Origin of the sequence: Yoonia sp. (assembly GCF_042093035.1) — a bacterium.
Classification (GTDB): domain Bacteria; phylum Pseudomonadota; class Alphaproteobacteria; order Rhodobacterales; family Rhodobacteraceae; genus Yoonia.
This window is the reverse complement of record NZ_JBELFI010000032.1, coordinates 1-15596: the sequence shown is the minus strand read 5'-3', so window position 1 is coordinate 15596 and position 15596 is coordinate 1. Positions and strand designations below refer to the sequence as shown.

The 15596-nt window shown below is 56.5% G+C and carries 13 protein-coding genes and 2 pseudogenes; 8 read left to right on the top strand and 7 right to left on the bottom strand.

Annotated features, from left to right (window positions below; translation table 11 throughout):
• Window positions 1-80 (top strand): annotated as a pseudogene (locus tag ACFDSS_RS06480) (elongation factor P); the annotation flags it as partial.
• A gap of 163 nt (window positions 81-243) precedes the next feature.
• On the opposite strand, the gene ppsA reads toward ACFDSS_RS06480, so the two are convergent.
• Entirely contained in the window at window positions 244-2622 is a 2379-nt protein-coding gene (ppsA, locus tag ACFDSS_RS06475; RefSeq protein WP_375254949.1) for a phosphoenolpyruvate synthase, read from the bottom strand.
• A 135-nt stretch (window positions 2623-2757) separates the two neighbouring features.
• On the opposite strand from ppsA, the gene ACFDSS_RS06470 reads away from it, so the two are divergent.
• The 6 genes and pseudogenes from ACFDSS_RS06470 to ACFDSS_RS06445 all read left to right on the top strand — a co-directional run bounded on the left by ACFDSS_RS06470 (window position 2758) and on the right by ACFDSS_RS06445 (window position 6436).
• The gene (locus ACFDSS_RS06470; RefSeq protein ID WP_375254948.1) at window positions 2758-3081 is read left to right on the top strand and encodes a TraR/DksA family transcriptional regulator; all 324 of its coding nucleotides are present in this window, start codon (window positions 2758-2760) and stop codon (window positions 3079-3081) included.
• A gap of 70 nt (window positions 3082-3151) precedes the next feature.
• Window positions 3152-4033 carry an MBL fold metallo-hydrolase gene (locus tag ACFDSS_RS06465; RefSeq protein ID WP_375254947.1) on the top strand — a complete coding sequence of 294 codons (882 nt, stop codon included), beginning with the start codon at window positions 3152-3154 and terminating at the stop codon, window positions 4031-4033.
• A 59-nt stretch (window positions 4034-4092) separates the two neighbouring features.
• Window positions 4093-4242 (top strand): annotated as a pseudogene (locus ACFDSS_RS06460) (hypothetical protein); the annotation flags it as partial.
• Window positions 4243-4310: 68 nt separating this feature from the next.
• On the top strand, window positions 4311-5000 hold the full coding sequence (locus ACFDSS_RS06455) for a hypothetical protein (RefSeq protein ID WP_375254946.1): 690 nt from the start codon (window positions 4311-4313) through the stop codon (window positions 4998-5000).
• Window positions 5001-5217: 217 nt separating this feature from the next.
• A complete protein-coding gene (locus tag ACFDSS_RS06450) occupies window positions 5218-5433 on the top strand; it encodes a hypothetical protein (RefSeq protein ID WP_375254945.1) in 216 nt (71 codons plus the stop codon).
• A gap of 10 nt (window positions 5434-5443) precedes the next feature.
• The gene (locus ACFDSS_RS06445) at window positions 5444-6436 is read left to right on the top strand and encodes a LuxR C-terminal-related transcriptional regulator (protein ID WP_375254944.1); all 993 of its coding nucleotides are present in this window, start codon (window positions 5444-5446) and stop codon (window positions 6434-6436) included.
• A 59-nt stretch (window positions 6437-6495) separates the two neighbouring features.
• Here ACFDSS_RS06445 and ACFDSS_RS06440 read toward each other — a convergent pair whose 3' ends face one another.
• From ACFDSS_RS06440 to ACFDSS_RS06430, 3 genes are all read right to left on the bottom strand, one after another.
• Window positions 6496-8040, bottom strand: a complete 1545-nt coding sequence (locus tag ACFDSS_RS06440) for a hypothetical protein (RefSeq protein ID WP_375254943.1) — start codon at window positions 8038-8040, stop codon at window positions 6496-6498.
• A gap of 570 nt (window positions 8041-8610) precedes the next feature.
• Complete coding sequence (locus ACFDSS_RS06435) at window positions 8611-9342, bottom strand: YgfZ/GcvT domain-containing protein (protein ID WP_375254956.1); 732 nt, start codon at window positions 9340-9342, stop codon at window positions 8611-8613.
• Window positions 9335-11125, bottom strand: a complete 1791-nt coding sequence (locus ACFDSS_RS06430; RefSeq protein ID WP_375254942.1) for an ABC transporter ATP-binding protein — start codon at window positions 11123-11125, stop codon at window positions 9335-9337. Before ACFDSS_RS06430 ends, ACFDSS_RS06435 begins: the two co-directional genes overlap by 8 nt.
• 131 nt (window positions 11126-11256) lie before the next feature.
• Here ACFDSS_RS06430 and ACFDSS_RS06425 point away from each other — a divergent pair, with 131 nt between their 5' ends.
• Window positions 11257-12435, top strand: coding sequence for a pyridoxal-phosphate-dependent aminotransferase family protein (locus tag ACFDSS_RS06425; protein WP_375254941.1), 1179 nt, complete (start codon window positions 11257-11259; stop codon window positions 12433-12435).
• On the opposite strand, the gene ACFDSS_RS06420 is transcribed toward ACFDSS_RS06425, so the two are convergent.
• The 3 genes from ACFDSS_RS06420 to ACFDSS_RS06410 all read right to left on the bottom strand — a co-directional run.
• On the bottom strand, window positions 12432-12617 hold the full coding sequence (locus tag ACFDSS_RS06420; RefSeq protein ID WP_375254940.1) for a hypothetical protein: 186 nt from the start codon (window positions 12615-12617) through the stop codon (window positions 12432-12434). The two genes, ACFDSS_RS06425 and ACFDSS_RS06420, sit on opposite strands and share 4 nt — an antisense overlap.
• Window positions 12618-12663: 46 nt before the next feature.
• Entirely contained in the window at window positions 12664-13779 is a 1116-nt protein-coding gene (locus ACFDSS_RS06415) for a pyridoxal phosphate-dependent aminotransferase (RefSeq protein WP_375254939.1), read from the bottom strand.
• A 135-nt stretch (window positions 13780-13914) separates the two neighbouring features.
• On the bottom strand, window positions 13915-15596 hold a 1682-nt coding region (locus tag ACFDSS_RS06410; RefSeq protein ID WP_375254938.1), incomplete at its 5' end, for a class I tRNA ligase family protein.

Sequence of the window (15596 nt, the reverse complement as noted above, 5' to 3'; positions counted from 1 at the left end):
TAATGATCCCGCCTTTTGTGGGGCAGGACGAAGATATTGTCGTCAACACTGAGACATTTGAATACGCTGAACGGGCTTGAAGTCGGGCCCCGCGCTCATCTTTGACAGGAGACGAATGTCTCTCTGAAATAGTTCGCGCCATTTCGAAATCCGCTTATTCGGTGTCGTTTGTTGCTGTGGATGCTTTGAAGGGCGCGGCAACAGGCCTCGATAGGTCCTCAGCATGGGGTTTATATCTGACCGTTATCCCCCTTCCGCTTTTGCCACGTTGCGCAGCACGCTGACGAAGCTGTCCGGTGTCACAGAAATACTGTCGATTCCATAACCTACCAGGTGTTGCGCATAGGCCGGGTCGTTGCTGGGCGCTTGCCCGCAAAAACCAACCTTTGATCCTGCCTTATGCGCTTCTCGGATCACCGTTTCGATCATCCATAGCACCGCCGCATCGTCTTCGCGGAACAGTCCCGCGAGCGCATCTGAATCGCGGTCGATCCCCAGCGTCAGTTGCGTCAGATCGTTGGATCCGATGGAGAACCCGTCAAAGCGTTCAGCAAACTCCGCCGCGCGGACCACATTGGCGGGGATTTCGCACATCACATAGACTTGCAGACCGTCCTTTCCCCGTTCCAACCCGTTTTCTTTCATCACGGCCAGCACATTGTCGGCCTCTTCGGGGGTCCGGCAGAACGGGATCATCATGATGACATTGTCAAAACCCATCTGCCCGCGCAGCCGTGCAATCGCCTGACACTCCAGCGCGAAACCATCGCGGTAGTGCTCGGAATAATAGCGCGAAGCACCGCGGAAACCGATCATCGGGTTTTCTTCCTGAGGTTCAAAATCGTGCCCGCCCAGAAGGTCGGCGTATTCGTTGGTCTTGAAATCACTCATCCGCACGATCACCGGCTTGGGATAACAAAACGCTGCAATCCGCGACAGGCCCCGCGCCAGATGATCGACGAAGTAGTCCGGTTTATGCGTGTAGCCTGTGGTCAGTTCCTTGATTTCATCACGCGTGTCGTCATTACTGATCTTGTCGAAATTCAGCAGCGCCATCGGATGGACCTTGACCGCATTGTTGATGACAAACTCCATCCTTGCGAGGCCCACACCGTCAACAGGCAAGCGCCACCAGCGCAGCGCTGCGGAGGGGTTGGCGAGGTTCAGCATGACCTTTGTTTTGACCTCCGGCAGCGCATCGAGCGTTTCTTCCTGCACCGAAATCTCCGAGATCCCCTCGGTAATCAGTCCTTCTTCGCCCCCCGCACAAGATACGGTCACGTCCTGCCCATCGTGCAACACATGCGTGGCATTGCCGCAGCCCACGACCGCAGGCAGCCCCAATTCTCGGCTGACAATCGCCGCGTGTGACGTGCGCCCGCCGTGGTCGGTCACAATCGCGGCAGCCCGTTTCATGATCGGCACCCAGTCGGGGTCGGTGGTGGAGGTCACAAGCACAGAACCATCCACAAAGCGGTCAATATCAGCGGCCTTTTCGATCATGCAAACGCGCCCTGCGACAGCCGCGTTGCCGACGCTGAGCCCCGCAATGAGCAACTTTCCCGGATCGGTCACGGTGTAGGATTTCAGCGCGCCCACATCCGCGCGCGACTGCACCGTCTCTGGTCGGGCCTGCACGATGTATAATGTACCGGTTTTTCCGTCGCGCGCCCATTCCATGTCCATCGGACACCCGTAGTGATCTTCGATCACTTTTGCCTGCCGTGCCAGCGTCAGGATTTCTGCATCGCTCAGCACGAATGCCGCCCGTTCCGCCTTGGATGTCGGCACGTTGCGCGGGGTGCCATCGCGGTCGTGGATCATCTTGATTTCTTTGGCGCCGCGGGCCTTTTCAAGGATCGGCGTTTTGGTCTCATCCTCCAGAAACGGTTTGAAGACTTCGTATTCGTCCGGGTCCACCGCCCCCTGCACCACATTTTCGCCCAAACCCCAAGCAGCATTTATCAGTACCGCGTCCGGAAAGCCGGATTCCGTATCAATTGAGAACATCACGCCAGACCCACCGGTATCGGCGCGCACCATCTGTTGAACGCCGACCGATAGCGCCACCTGCGTATGCGAAAACCCCTGAATTTGCCGATAGGAAATTGCCCGGTCGGTAAACAGAGATGCATAGCATTTGCGGCAGGCGTCCAGCAGAGCGGCCTCGCCGATGACGTTCAAAAAGGTCTCTTGCTGGCCTGCAAAACTGGCGTCGGGCAGGTCTTCGGCGGTGGCGCTGGAGCGGACGGCGACGGGAATGTCAGGCTCTCCGGCGGTTTTGGACAAGGTGCGGTATTCGGTAATGATGGCGTCGCGCGTGTCATCGGGCCATTCCCCGCTGAGGATCAATTCACGGATGGCCTGCCCGGTTTTGCGCAATGTTGCCCTTCCTGCGGCCAATGCATTCAGCGCCGTGCTGATTTGGGAATCCATATCGTTGGCCGTCAGATAGGCCCGAAACGCATCTGCCGTGGTCGCAAACCCCGGCGGGACCAGGATGCCTTTCGGCCCAAGGGTCTGGATCATTTCGCCCAGTGAGGCGTTCTTGCCGCCAACCGTTTCCACATCGCCGCGACGCAGCTTGGCGAAATTCATAACAAGGGGTGTTGCATCTGCCATTTCAGGGTTCTCCTGCTTTCGATTTGCGAGAACTCTGCCGCAGTATCGAATGGACAGACTGACATAGGTCAATCGGCGGCTCCGGCTTTGGTGCAGAATTCCACGACACATCACCCAAGCAGGAGGCACCCGCCCGTGAACAGCAACGACGCACGCAAATCGCAAATCGAAGCCCGGATCGCGGAATTGACCGCACAAATGCAAAAGATATCGGATGATCTGGACCAACCTCTGCCTGCCGATCTGGAGGATCAGGCGATTGATCTTGAAGACGACGAGGTGCTTGAGTCTATCGGTCGCGCCAATAGCCAAGAGGTGCGGTTGTTGCAGGATGCGCTCAAACGGATTGCGAAGGGAACCTATGGGATTTGCGCCAAATGCGGTGATGAGATCTCAACCGCGCGTCTGGATGCCGTGCCCTATGCGGTGATTTGTCGGAATTGCGCGGCGCAGAATTGATTTCGATCAAGGTGCGCGCACACCGCATAATATATTTTAATATTGCAATATATTTCTGGAGAACAACCCTATGACTTATCCTGTTGACATGACCGTCACACCGCATGTGTCAGCGTTCTTTGACGAGGCGACGAACACGATCAGCTATATTGTCTCAGAGCCCGATGGCGATCATTGTGCCATTGTCGATAGCGTGCTGGACATCGACTATGCCGCTGGGCGCATCACCTATGACAGCGCCGACGCACTGATTGCCGAAGTGAAGCGCCGCGATTTGAAACTGGACTGGATTATCGAAACCCACGTCCATGCCGACCACCTGAGTGCGGCCCCCTACATTCAGGACCAGCTCGGCGGCAAAATTGGGGTTGGCGCGAAGATCACGATCGTGCAGGACACATTCGGCAAGGTCTTTAACGAAGGCACGGAATTCCAGCGCGATGGATCGCAGTTTGATGCGCTCTTTGAGGATGGCGACACCTACCGGATCGGCGGGATGCAGGGTCTCGCCATTGCGACGCCCGGACACACGCCTGCGTGTATGGTGCATGTGATCGGTGACGCCTGTTTTGTCGGCGACACGCTCTTTATGCCGGACGGTGGATCGGCCCGTGCTGACTTCCCCGGTGGTGATGCGGGCACACTTTATGACAGCATACAAAAAGTCCTCGCTCTGCCTGATGAAATGCGGCTCTATATGTGCCACGATTACGGGCCGAACGGGCGCGACATCAAATGGGAAACCACCGTGGCTGAGGAAAAGGCGCATAACATCCATGTCGGCGACGGCAAAAGCCGTGATGAATTCATCAAATTCCGCACAGAACGTGACGCGACGCTGGACATGCCCAAGCTAATTATTCCATCGCTGCAAGTGAATATGCGCGCAGGCGAGGTGCCGACGGACGAGGACGGCAATGAGGTGCTCAAAGTGCCGCTGAATGTGCTGTGATCGGACAATAAGGTGGATCTCGAAAAGTTGACCTCTGAAATTCAGGGACACCTCAGGTCGAAGTTACCGATTTGCCGGCGATCAAGAAACAGGGGTTCCGTTCTATCATCTGCAGCCACCCCGACGGCGAAGGGACGGACCAACCAGCCCATCGCGAAATCGAGGCTGATAGCGCGGCTTCAGAAAGCGAGAATTGCCCCTCCGGTTGACTGGCGTGCAACGCCCAAGAGGCACGCGCGGATAGCGAAATCTGAAAGTGTGAATGGGGATTAACGAGATGGCGCAGGCAAAGGTATTAATCGCAACTGTCACATTCATGGTCATTCTGACGACGTCAGCACAGGCGCAACCGCAGCAATGCGCGGGGGCAAATGTCTCGGTTACGGCAGAAAATCAGGACGATATTGATCTCGCGTGTGAGGCAGCGGCCAAGACCGTCAGCCTGTTTGCTGAATGCGCCATTCCGGCATTGAGCGAACCGACAAAAATCGAGATCGTTGACGACATTCCGCAGGGCTGCTTTGGTCTGTTTCATTGTGATACACGCTTGATCGAAGTGCTGTCTCGGGACGCATTGGACGGTGCGCGCCGTCCCGAAAGTGCACTTTCCTTTCTTGCCACCGATGATTTCTTCCAAAGCATCGTGGTGCATGAATTGACCCATGCGGCAACTGAGGGGATGCCTTGTCCATTTGACGGCTGTGTGGTCGGGCCTGAATATGTGGCCTATCTGATACAGCTCAGGTCACTTGACCACGAAGCGCGAGAGGTGTTCGAAAGCACGATAGACATGCAAAGCCCCGTTATGCCCGATAGCTTTCATCCAATCATCATTCTGATGTCCCCCGATCTTTTCTCGCAAAGAGTGTGGGCGCATCATTGGCAGCTGGATGACCCATGCGGTTTCGTGGGTGAATTGATGCGCGGTGAAAGCATTCTCGACTTCGAACTCTTCGATGCCGATTGATCCAGCATTGCGACCAATGAAGAACCGGCTTGCCAGCTTTATGATCTGACATTTCTGAAGGGTTTCGCAGTGGCGGCCTTCCGTATGGTACCCACGGGCGCAAATCTCCGATTAAGCACTGTCCTTCATCCTCGTGTGGTCGTTTTGCATGACGTGCGCATCACACTTCTTGTCGTAACTTGACGCCTAGCGAAGTTACGCATCTGAGGATTTTCCCATGGACCCCGCCATCTTTCTATCAAAGCAAGCATTTCAAAACAAACCCGACCGCAAGCCCGATCCGGATGAGATTGAGGCCTTCTATGCTGAACACGGTCTGGAGGTTTTCACGACCATTTTCCGTTGGCGCGCAGGTCTGGTAGCCCTTTGGCAACGGTCCCGACGGCAGCAGTCAACGGTTACACATGTTGCATCAATGGCGCATCGCAGCTAGCATGAAAAGCATGGCCAGAGCCCACGGCGACCCTGTTTTGATACCCGTCTGCACCGACGAAGAGGCCGAAATCATTGCGGTTATCAACAGCGAAACACAGACCTTCATGGATGCCGATTTCGACGCCTGGGCAACCAAATGGGTTCAGGACGCGCGGGCACAAACAATCTGCGTTTCATCTATCGGAAAGAGCGCGATAAGCGGCTGGCAACTCGTTGCCAGCCACATGAGACATGCCCTTGCACATGGTGGCGGCTGTGGGATGCTCCGGTTCCATCAGGACAACTTCCAGATTACGATTGATAACCAGACGGCCTGGGCGGTATTCGATCAATGGGCAGAAGACAAAGACGGCGGGACATGGGATTCATTCGAGACACGCATTCTCGAACGCGTCGATGGCCAGTGGAAGATCGTCTATATGCAGTTCATGGAAAAGCACTACAATCGGGTAGCCCGCGATGCCTTGAGCGTGGATGAGACGGGGCGCATCGTATGGGCCAGCCCGGAAACGCTGGAGACACTGAAACGCCACCCTCATTTGACCATCTCTGCGGGACGTATTCGCGCACGTCAAAGCGCTTGGGATCGAACGCTTCAAACGGCCATTGCCAGGGCAGGCAGATACCATAACTTTTTTGAGCAATGGCGTTTCACGCAAGAGAACGGTGCGCCGTTCCACTATCCGGTGGTGCTAGGTGAATCCGATGAGGGAAATGTTATTGTGGTTCATGTCTCGGTGCGTGACAACGCCACCTGCATTTTGGTCGGCGGCGATGGCACAGTTCATCGCAGGCTGGCCGTTGCCCAAGCTGTGTTCGGGCTTTCGGAAGGGCAGCTCAAGGTCGCGCGCAACATTGCCGACGGTGTTGGGTTGAAGGCGGCGGCGGAGGCGCTGGGGATCACCGTCAACACGGCGCGTACGCATCTCTCAAGGCTATATGAGAAGACAGGTGTAAATTCGCAAACTGCACTTGTCAGGTTGCTTTTGAGTGTTGGGTAAGTGCCGATTGTGACGATGCGCGCGATCAGCCACCAAACACCTGCGCCTTGCAGTCTGCCCTATTCCGGCAATCCAGCCGCGCGCAGCCCCGTGATGTGACGCGCCATGACATCGGCATGTTGGAAAGGTTGCGTTTCGGCAAAGCGTTTCAACGAATAATCCGGCGCGATCCTCAGGATGTGACTGGTCGCGGTGGCCGCTTCTTCCATCTGTCCGATCTCGGTAAACGCCAGAGCGAGCAAAATGTAGCTGTAGATGTAATCGGCATCAATCGCGACCGCTTCATGCGCCAATTGGATCGCCTCATCATGGCGCTGCATGAGAAAGTGCATCCAACCCAGCGTTTCCGCGCACCAGGCGGGGTAGATAGGGGAAAGCCGCATGGACCTTCGCAGATGTGGGATGCCGTATTCGGGATCGTTACAATATTGTCCGACGATGCCCGCGACCTCAAAGGCAAAGGCGTTGTTGGGTCCGAGCCGCATCGCCCCTTCGGCATGTGCGCGCGCAAGATCAAAGTTGCCACGGCAGAGCTCAGTAAAGCAGAGCAATGTGAACGCACCGGGGTTCTTTTTGTCAATTTGACGGGCGCGATCCGCAGCTTTGAAGGCAAGGTCAAGCGTCTTTGCGGGGTTCGCGCTCCATCCGTTGAAGGCTTCCTCTATGTAGGACCACCCCAGACTGGTTGAGGCTTGGCCATAGTTCTTGTCGAGTTTCAACGCGCGCTCGGCCAATTCTCTGCCTTTGAGGACATCTTCTCGGCGATGCCCCGCCAGAAGCGCGCCAATCTGAAAGACGCATTCCCATGCGTCGAAATTTTTGTTGCCCCTTGCGACCAGCCCTGCTTGTTCGCCTTCAGTCAATTCGATCTGAAGCGCGGAGACAACTTCACGTGTGATATCGTCCTGAAGTGCGAATATGTCCGTCAAAACCCGATTGTATCGCTGTGCCCAGATGTATTTCCCGGAAAACGCATCAATCAACTGGGCCGTAATGCGCAGCCTTTCTCCAACGCGGGCCGTGCTGCCCTTGAGAACGTAGCGCACCCCCTGTTCATTGCTGATGTCTGCAACATCGATCGTCTGGTTCTTGTAGGCAGAGGTGGAAACCTGCGCGACTACAAACAGCTTGGGAGTTTTTGCCAGTGCGGTGATGATGGCATGGGTGATGCCGTCCGAGATATAGTCCTGCTTTGGGTCCCGTGACAAATTTTCAAAGGGCAGAACCGCGATTGAGGGCTTTTCGGTAATGGGTGCTATGGGCAGCGCGGCTTTGCCTGTTGTGCCTTCAAGGCGCAAACGTTCATCGCGCAGCCAATCCGTAAAAGCGGGATCGTTGACATGAAAGCCGGACAGGAATTCTTCGCCATTTGCAGGGATCAATGTGACGATATCAGCATTCAGCGCGACACTCTCTCGGTCAATGCGCAACACGTCTTTGCCAACTTGCCTGCGCAGACCTGTCAAAACCTGCCTCAGCGATGCGCGGCCCTGCGTTTCGTCCCGCGTTGACCAAAGCAGCGCCAGGATTTCCTCGCGGCTGCGCGGTTTGCCGGGCGTCTGTGCCAAATAGGCAATCAGAGCGCGCGCTTTCTTGGAGGCCACGCGAATCTGCGTCCCGGCGATTCGGTGATTGCGAAGGCCCCAAAGAGGGTCAGGCGATACATGAAACAGACCTGATGTGCGAAAGATTTGCCATTCAACGATTAATAGCGGCGAAATCACGTTTGGCCTAGCGTTTGCCGCTGCGCACTCACGGCTGTGCTCACGCGGTAATCACGGGTGAGCGGTAGATTGACCCTGACTTGAGAGGCGAACCAGTCGCCACTCAAAGGAAGGAGCGATCAGATGTTACATGAAATACTTTTCAACGCGACAATCCCTGGCGCCTGCATAAATGCGGTTGACGCCACGAAAGAGCGGGACCGAGCGTGTAAAAGACATCCCGCTGGCAAACGGGTCGGCAATAAACCCACCAAGGCGCCTTTGTGGGCCGGCCCGGCCATCTGGGTCAAGTTCATCTCTCAGTTCAGCCGCCCCCGCACAGGAAAGCGCAGGTCAAAAGCCTAAGGTGTAGACAACGCCTGTTGGCCTCACCTTGATTTTTGCACACAGATCGCGTTTTGCAATTGGGCTCAGGTCTCAATCAGAGTGATCTGATGCTTACAACAGGTCTTACAAGCGCGTAAGTGTCGCGTTTCCCGCCCGCATTGGGCCATCGGCGCGGTCATAGCGCAGAAAGGCCAGCGCTTCTCTGCCGCAAACAGTATAAAGCGTTCCCACCGGTTTGCCGCCTGCAGTGATTTCGTCGCCAGTTCTGGCCTTGCCTGTGATCGCCACGCGCGACAGACCTTTTTTCAGCACCGTCTTGTGCTTCATGCGGGCGACGATTTCTTGCCCCACAAAACAGCCCTTTTTGAAATCAACGCCGTGCAGCACTTCAAATCCGGCCTCCAACACGTAGGTTTCAGGGGTCAGTTCGATCCCCGTCTGGGGGATCAGATGTGCGACACGCAGCGCGTCCCAATCGGTGTTGTCACTGACATCTTCGTCGCCATATGCACGCCAACCCATTTCAGCGTGGCGGGGATCGGCGAATGCGCCGTTTGGCGCAGGTCCCGTCCCGCAGGAGACAATCAGATCAGTCTGGTTAATCGCAACCGCTGCGCGCAGCCGGTACATCATCAACCGCTGACCCAGCGTTTGCGCATGAGAGGAGGCCACGTCAAGCAATAGCCGATTACTTTCACCGATCACGAAGAAGTCTACGATAAACTTGCCTTGCGGCGTCAAAAGGGCCGTGTAGATGATCCCGCCGCTGGCCTTGGTCACATCATTGGTCACCAGACCTTGCAAAAACGAAACGCGGTCCGCGCCGCTGATTGAAATGACGGTCCTGTCATGCATCATCTTTGCTTTCCGTTTTCGAGAATTGCAGGCGGTGCAGATCTGCGTAGATCCCGCCCTTTTGCAGCAATGTATGGTGATCGCCCTGATCGACAACATGTCCATGATCCATGACAACAATCGAATCTGCATTGCGGATCGTGGAAAGCCTGTGCGCAATCACAAGGGTCGTGCGGCCCTTGGCGAGTTTCTCCAGCGCCTTCTGCACGATCGCCTCAGACTTGGTATCAAGGGCACTTGTCGCCTCATCCAGCAGAAGGATCGGCGTGTCGCGCAAAAGCGCACGCGCAATCGCCACACGTTGGCGTTGCCCCCCTGACAGGTTCGACCCGCGCGGTCCGGCGGGGCTGTCCAGACCATCGGGCAGCTTTGACAGGAAGTCGGTCACATGTGCTGCATCGAGCACAGCTTTCAACTGCGCTTCGCTGACATCTTCGCGGCCAAGCAGGATGTTGTCGCGTAGGGTTTCGTCAAACAAGGCGGCATCCTGTGTCACCACTGAAAACAACCCGCGCAGATCGGCCAGATCGTATTCTGCGATCGCGCTGCCATCGACGCGCGGGGTGCCGGAATGCGGCTCAACCAAACGGGTCAGGACGTTGAACACCGTGCTTTTGCCCGCACCAGACGCCCCCACAAGGGCGGTTGTCTGTCCCGCTCTTGCGGTAAAGGACGCGCCGCGCAAAACGGGCAGGTCGCCATAATCGAGATGCACATCCTCAAACACGATATCAGGTGAGCCTTTTGGCGCTGGTTTGCCTTGAGCGGGGGAAAGAATGGTAGGACGCAGGTTCAGGACGTACTGCAAACGCTCCACACTGGCGGCGGCCATCTGCCATTGCCCGCTCATCAGTCCAAGACGGCGCAGGGGATCAAAGGCCAATGACATGGCCGTGAAAAACGCCATAAATTCGCCGTTCGTCTTTTCGCCGCTGATAATCTCAGAGCCACCATAGAGCATGACGCCCAGAAACCCGATTCCGGTCATGATATCAATCAAAGCAGGCACCGCTGCCTGACCGACAGATGTGCGTACCTCTGCGTCGACACCCTGCTTGATAAGATCATCGTAACGCTTGGCCTGATAGTCCTCAAGCGCGTTGAGCTTGATCGGGTTGATGCCGTGAAATACTTCGTCCAAGCGGGTCGAAATCCGCCCCGCCACTTCACGCGAGTTGCGGGAACGGCGGCGGATATACGCCTGCACGAGCAAGGACGGCAGGATCAGAAGCGGGATGCCGACGATGGCGATCAGCGTCCACTGCCAATCAATCCAGAGAGCGACGGCCAAAAGCCCCAGCAGCGAAATCATGTCACGCGCAATTGCGGTAAGAAGACTGCTCCACACGCTATTGATGACATTGACGTCGCCTTGCACCCGTTCAATCAACTGCCCGGGCGGATGGATCTGGAAAAAACCGCTGTCGAGGGTCATCAAATGGCGCAGCATATGCTTGCGCATGGAGGCCGCAGTGAGCTGCTTAATCAGTGACATCAGTATCTTTTGCCCAGCAGAGGTGCAGGCGCGCACGAAAAATATCACCATGATGCCAAAGCCCACAAGATAAAGCGCATTCTGGTCGCCTTGGGCAAACACATCATCAAACATGGGCTGGATCAGCCGGCTGATGAGCGCCAGCATCGAGCCTTCGATCATCATCAAAATGACGGCCCCAACCAAAAGCGCTTTGTGATGCCGCAAATAATCGCGCCACAACCACGCAAACAGTCTGGTTGCGGATTGCTGCTTGCTTGGATCAGCTAAGGAAGCGGGCGGGGCCATTGATAGCCTTTTGGCAGTGCGGTTCATTTCGGTCTATGCGCAAATGGGGTGGGCGCGCAAGCGAGGCAAGGTTGACGCCGCATGGTGGCGCATTAGTGTCCGCGTGAAACCACACACGAAAGTCCCTTTCCATGTCTTTGTCCAATGGTCGCGCCTATCTGGCAATTCCCGGCCCATCCGTCATACCGGATGCCGTCTTGCAAACGATGCATCGCGCGTCTCCGAATATCTATGAAGGCGAATTGCATGATCTGACCGATAGCTTGGTGCCGGATCTGAAATCGGTCGCAATGACCGATCAGAACGTCGCAATCTATATCGGCAATGGCCACGCGGCTTGGGAGGCAGCGCTGGCGAATGTCACGTCGCGCGGTGACACTGTGCTTGTCTTGGCGACAGGGCGCTTTTGCGTCGGGTGGGGCGAAATGGCGACAGGCATGGGGCTTAAAGTCGAGACAATCGATTTTGGTTCTCACGCGCCTGTCGATCTTGGGCAGGTGGCCGATGTTCTCGGGGCGGACAAAGAGGGGCGGATCAGGGCAATTCTGGTCTGTCATGTGGATACATCAACCGGAGTGAAGAATGATGTGGCAGGCGTTCGGCAGGTCCTCGACCAGACCGGGCATTCAGCGCTGTTGTTGGCTGATTGCATTGCCTCGCTGGGGTGCGACCGGTTTGAAATGGACGCGTGGGGCGTCGATGTCATGGTTGCTGGCTGCCAAAAGGGCTTGATGACGCCCGCAGGGGTCAGTTTTGTGTGGTTCAACGCGAATGCTGATGCGGCGCGAGGTGACCGCGTGACGAGCTATTGGGATTGGCGTCCGCGCGTGAACCCTGAAATGTATTTCAAGTATTTCGACGGGACTGCGCCAACGCATCATCTTTACGGTCTGCGCACGGCTCTCGATATGATTAAGGCAGAGGGGCTCGACCATGTCTTTGCGCGCCACGAAAAGTTGGCGCAGATCATTTGGTCCGCCGTTGATGGTTGGAGTGAACAGGGGCCGTTGAAACTGAATATCCCGGATTCGGGGCATCGGTCGCACGCGATTACGTCCATTGATGCAGGGTCGCCTAATGGGGATGCGCTTCGTCAGTGGTGCGAACATAAATGCGGTTTAACCCTTGGCATTGGCTTGGGGCGCGATCCGGCAGACGCCTATTTCCGTATTGGGCATATGGGACATGTGAATGCGCATATGATTATGGGAGCATTGGGAACGATTGATGCAGGGCTCAAGGCGCTGGGCATTGCGCACGGCAGACAGGCGATGTCAGCCGCCGCGCAGGCATTGGCTGCCCGGGCCTAATTGGCCCGATACTTGCCGATCCATTTGAAAATACGGTTCAGCCCGTAGGCGGTGATCGCAACCCAGAGGTAACCGAAAGCTGCGGCGATCATCCAGAAACCCATGAAAAAGATCACGCCAAGGGTCGTCAGAAATGCATCGGTATAGTCGTCGACGCGGCCAATGGGTTGATGATGAGACATTGTGATCCTCCTTGCAGGCATGACTTTAGTCAGCGGGCGGTAAAAATCACCCTAAATTTTCGTGTGCATGGGCGAGCGCCAAGGGAAGCGCATCTGCAAAGCGTTGCATCTGATCCTCAGGTCCGCAACTGACGCGGATGCAGCGGTCTTGCGGTGCCACGAAAGGCATACGCACAAAAATGCCATCTTCGACGAGTCTGCCAAGCACCGCGCGGGCAAAACCCCCGTCTCTGCCGCAGTCAATCGCGACGAAATTTGCCGCTGAGGGCAAGGCGGTCAACCCGTTGTCACTGGCGATTTGGCCAATTTTTTGGCGTGAAGCGTCAACTTCGGCGCGGATATGTGCCAACCAACCGTCGTCTTGCAAGGATGCCAAAGCACCGATTTGGCTGGTACGGGACATGCCGAAATGATTTCGGACTTTGTCGAAGCCGTTGATAATCTCAGGCGTCGCAATCGCAAAGCCGACGCGCGCACCGGCCATGCCGTAGGCTTTGGAGAAAGTACGCATCCGGATCACGTTTTCCGCTGCCGTGTCAATTGCGGGGGCCGTGCCTTCAGGAGCCAAATCGACATAGGCCTCATCGAGAACGAGCAGACACCCGTCCGGCAGGCGCGATATCATGTCAGAAATCACATCGGCCTGATGCCAACTGCCCATCGGATTGTCGGGGTTCGCAAGATAGATCAGTTTCGCGCCAACCTCGCCTGCCTTGGCAAGCAAAGCATCGGGATCTTCGAAGTCGCCGTTGTAAGGCACTGAGTGAAGGGCGCCGCCAAATCCGGCCACATGATAGTTGAACGTCGGATAGGCGCCGGCTGAGGTGACAACGCGGTCGCCAATGCTGATGTAGGCCCGCACAACCAGCGCCAGCAGACCGTCGATACCTTCGCCGACCATGATGCTGTCGGCGGCAATCCCGCAATGCGCCGCGAGTGCATGCTTGAGCTCGTAGCTTTCGGGGTCGGGATACATCCACGTTTCTGCCGCCGCCTTTTGCATCGCGGCGATGGCTTTGGGAGACGGACCAAAGGCGCTTTCGTTCGCGCCGAGCCGGGCTTTGAAGGGGCGTCCCATTTGCCGTTCTTGCGCTTCAGGGCCGACGAAGGGAACTGAGGCGGGCAATGATTGGGCGAGCGGGGTAAGAGCGATTTTTGTCATGCGGGCATGATAGCCAGGCGAATGAAATCGACGCAACCGTTGATCTATGATGATCGCGTAGGATGCCTTCGGCGAAAGTTTTTGGGGAATGAGAAGATGAAGGGGCCGCGTGTTTGCCGCCCCTTATCTGCGTTCTTAGCCGATCTCGGCAAGCCGGGCGATGGCCGCTTTGATCTGGACGTCTTCGTTTTCGCGCAGGGCGAGATTGGCTTTGGCCTCTGCCACAATCTCATCCGGGGCGGAGGCCATGAATTTGGGGTTGTTGAGCCGTCCACGTAGACCGCCAAGTTCCTTGCCCAATTTTTGCAGGGTCTTTTCCAGACGTGCGATTTCAGAGGCTACATCGATCAGGTCGGCCAGTGGGATGCCAAAGGTGCCTCCTTCCATCGGGATCGTTACGCAGCCTTTGGGGAAATCATCCACATGGGTCAGGCTTTCGATCCGCGCCAGACGCCGGATGAGCGTTTGGTTGTTGTCCCAAGCTGATTGCCCTTTGGCATCAAGTCCTGTCACCAGAAGAGGGACTTTGGCGCCAGCAGGCACATGGACTTGCGCGCGCGCAGAGCGGGTGTTTTCGATCAGACCAATGACCCAGTTCATTTCGCGATCAGCCTCCGCATCGACCAGATCGGCGGCGGTGTAGCTTGGCCAGTCGGCATGCACCAGCATCTTGGCGCGCTTGTGGGCCAGTTGCCAAAGCTCTTCGGTGATGAACGGCATGATCGGATGCAGCAGGATCAGGCACTGGTCCAGCACCCAACGCAGGGTCTGTTCTGTTTCCAGCTTCGCGGTTGCATCATCGCCCTGCATGATCGGTTTGGAGAACTCCAGATACCAGTCGCAAACCTTGCCCCACGTGAAGGCATAAAGCGCATCGGCGGCGTCGTTGAAGCGGTAGGCCTCCATCGCGGCGTCGACGGTTTCGCGCGTCTTCGCGGTTTCGCCGATGATCCATTTGTTCAGCGTTTGGGTCGCATCAGGGCGCGCCGCATCGCCGGGGTAGGGGATTTCATAGTGTTCGGCAAAGCTGAAGGCGTTCCAAAGTTTCGTGCCGAAGTTACGGTAGCCTTTGATCCGGTCCTCGGAGATTTTCAGCACACCGCCCAAGGCCGCCATTTGCGCATTGGAAAACCGCAAGGCGTCAGCGCCGTAAGCGTCAATCATGTCGAGCGGGTCGATGACGTTGCCCTTGGTCTTGGACATCTTTTCACCTTTGGCGTCGCGGACGAGCTGGTGCAGGTAGACGGTGTGGAACGGGTCCTTTTCGAGCACCGCTTGCGACATCATCATCATGCGCGCGACCCAGAAGAACAGGATGTCTTGACCGGTGACAAGCACGTCGCCGGGAAAGTATTTCATCGCCGGGTCATCTGCAGGCCAGCCGAGTGTGCCGAATGGCCACAGGCCAGAGGAGAACCATGTGTCGAGGACGTCGGGGTCGCGTGTGAGAGCGACGCCATCACCAGCAATATCCTGCGCTTCACTTTCAGTTGCAGCGCAGAATTGATTGCCGTCGGCATCAAACCAAACCGGGATCTGATGCCCCCACCACAGCTGCCGCGAGATACACCAAGGCTCGATGTTCTCCAGCCAGTGATAATACACCTTTTCACCGCTTTCCGGCATGATCTTGGTCCGGCCTTCTTTCACGGCTTCCAGTGCGGGGCCCACGATCTTTGCGGTGTCCACGAACCATTGGTCGGTTAGCGCAGGTTCGATCACCACTTTGGAGCGGTCACCAAAGGGCTGCATGATTTTCTTTTCCTCAACGAAGGGCACGGTGGTTTCCACCTCTTCGCCCTCATTGTTCTTGACCA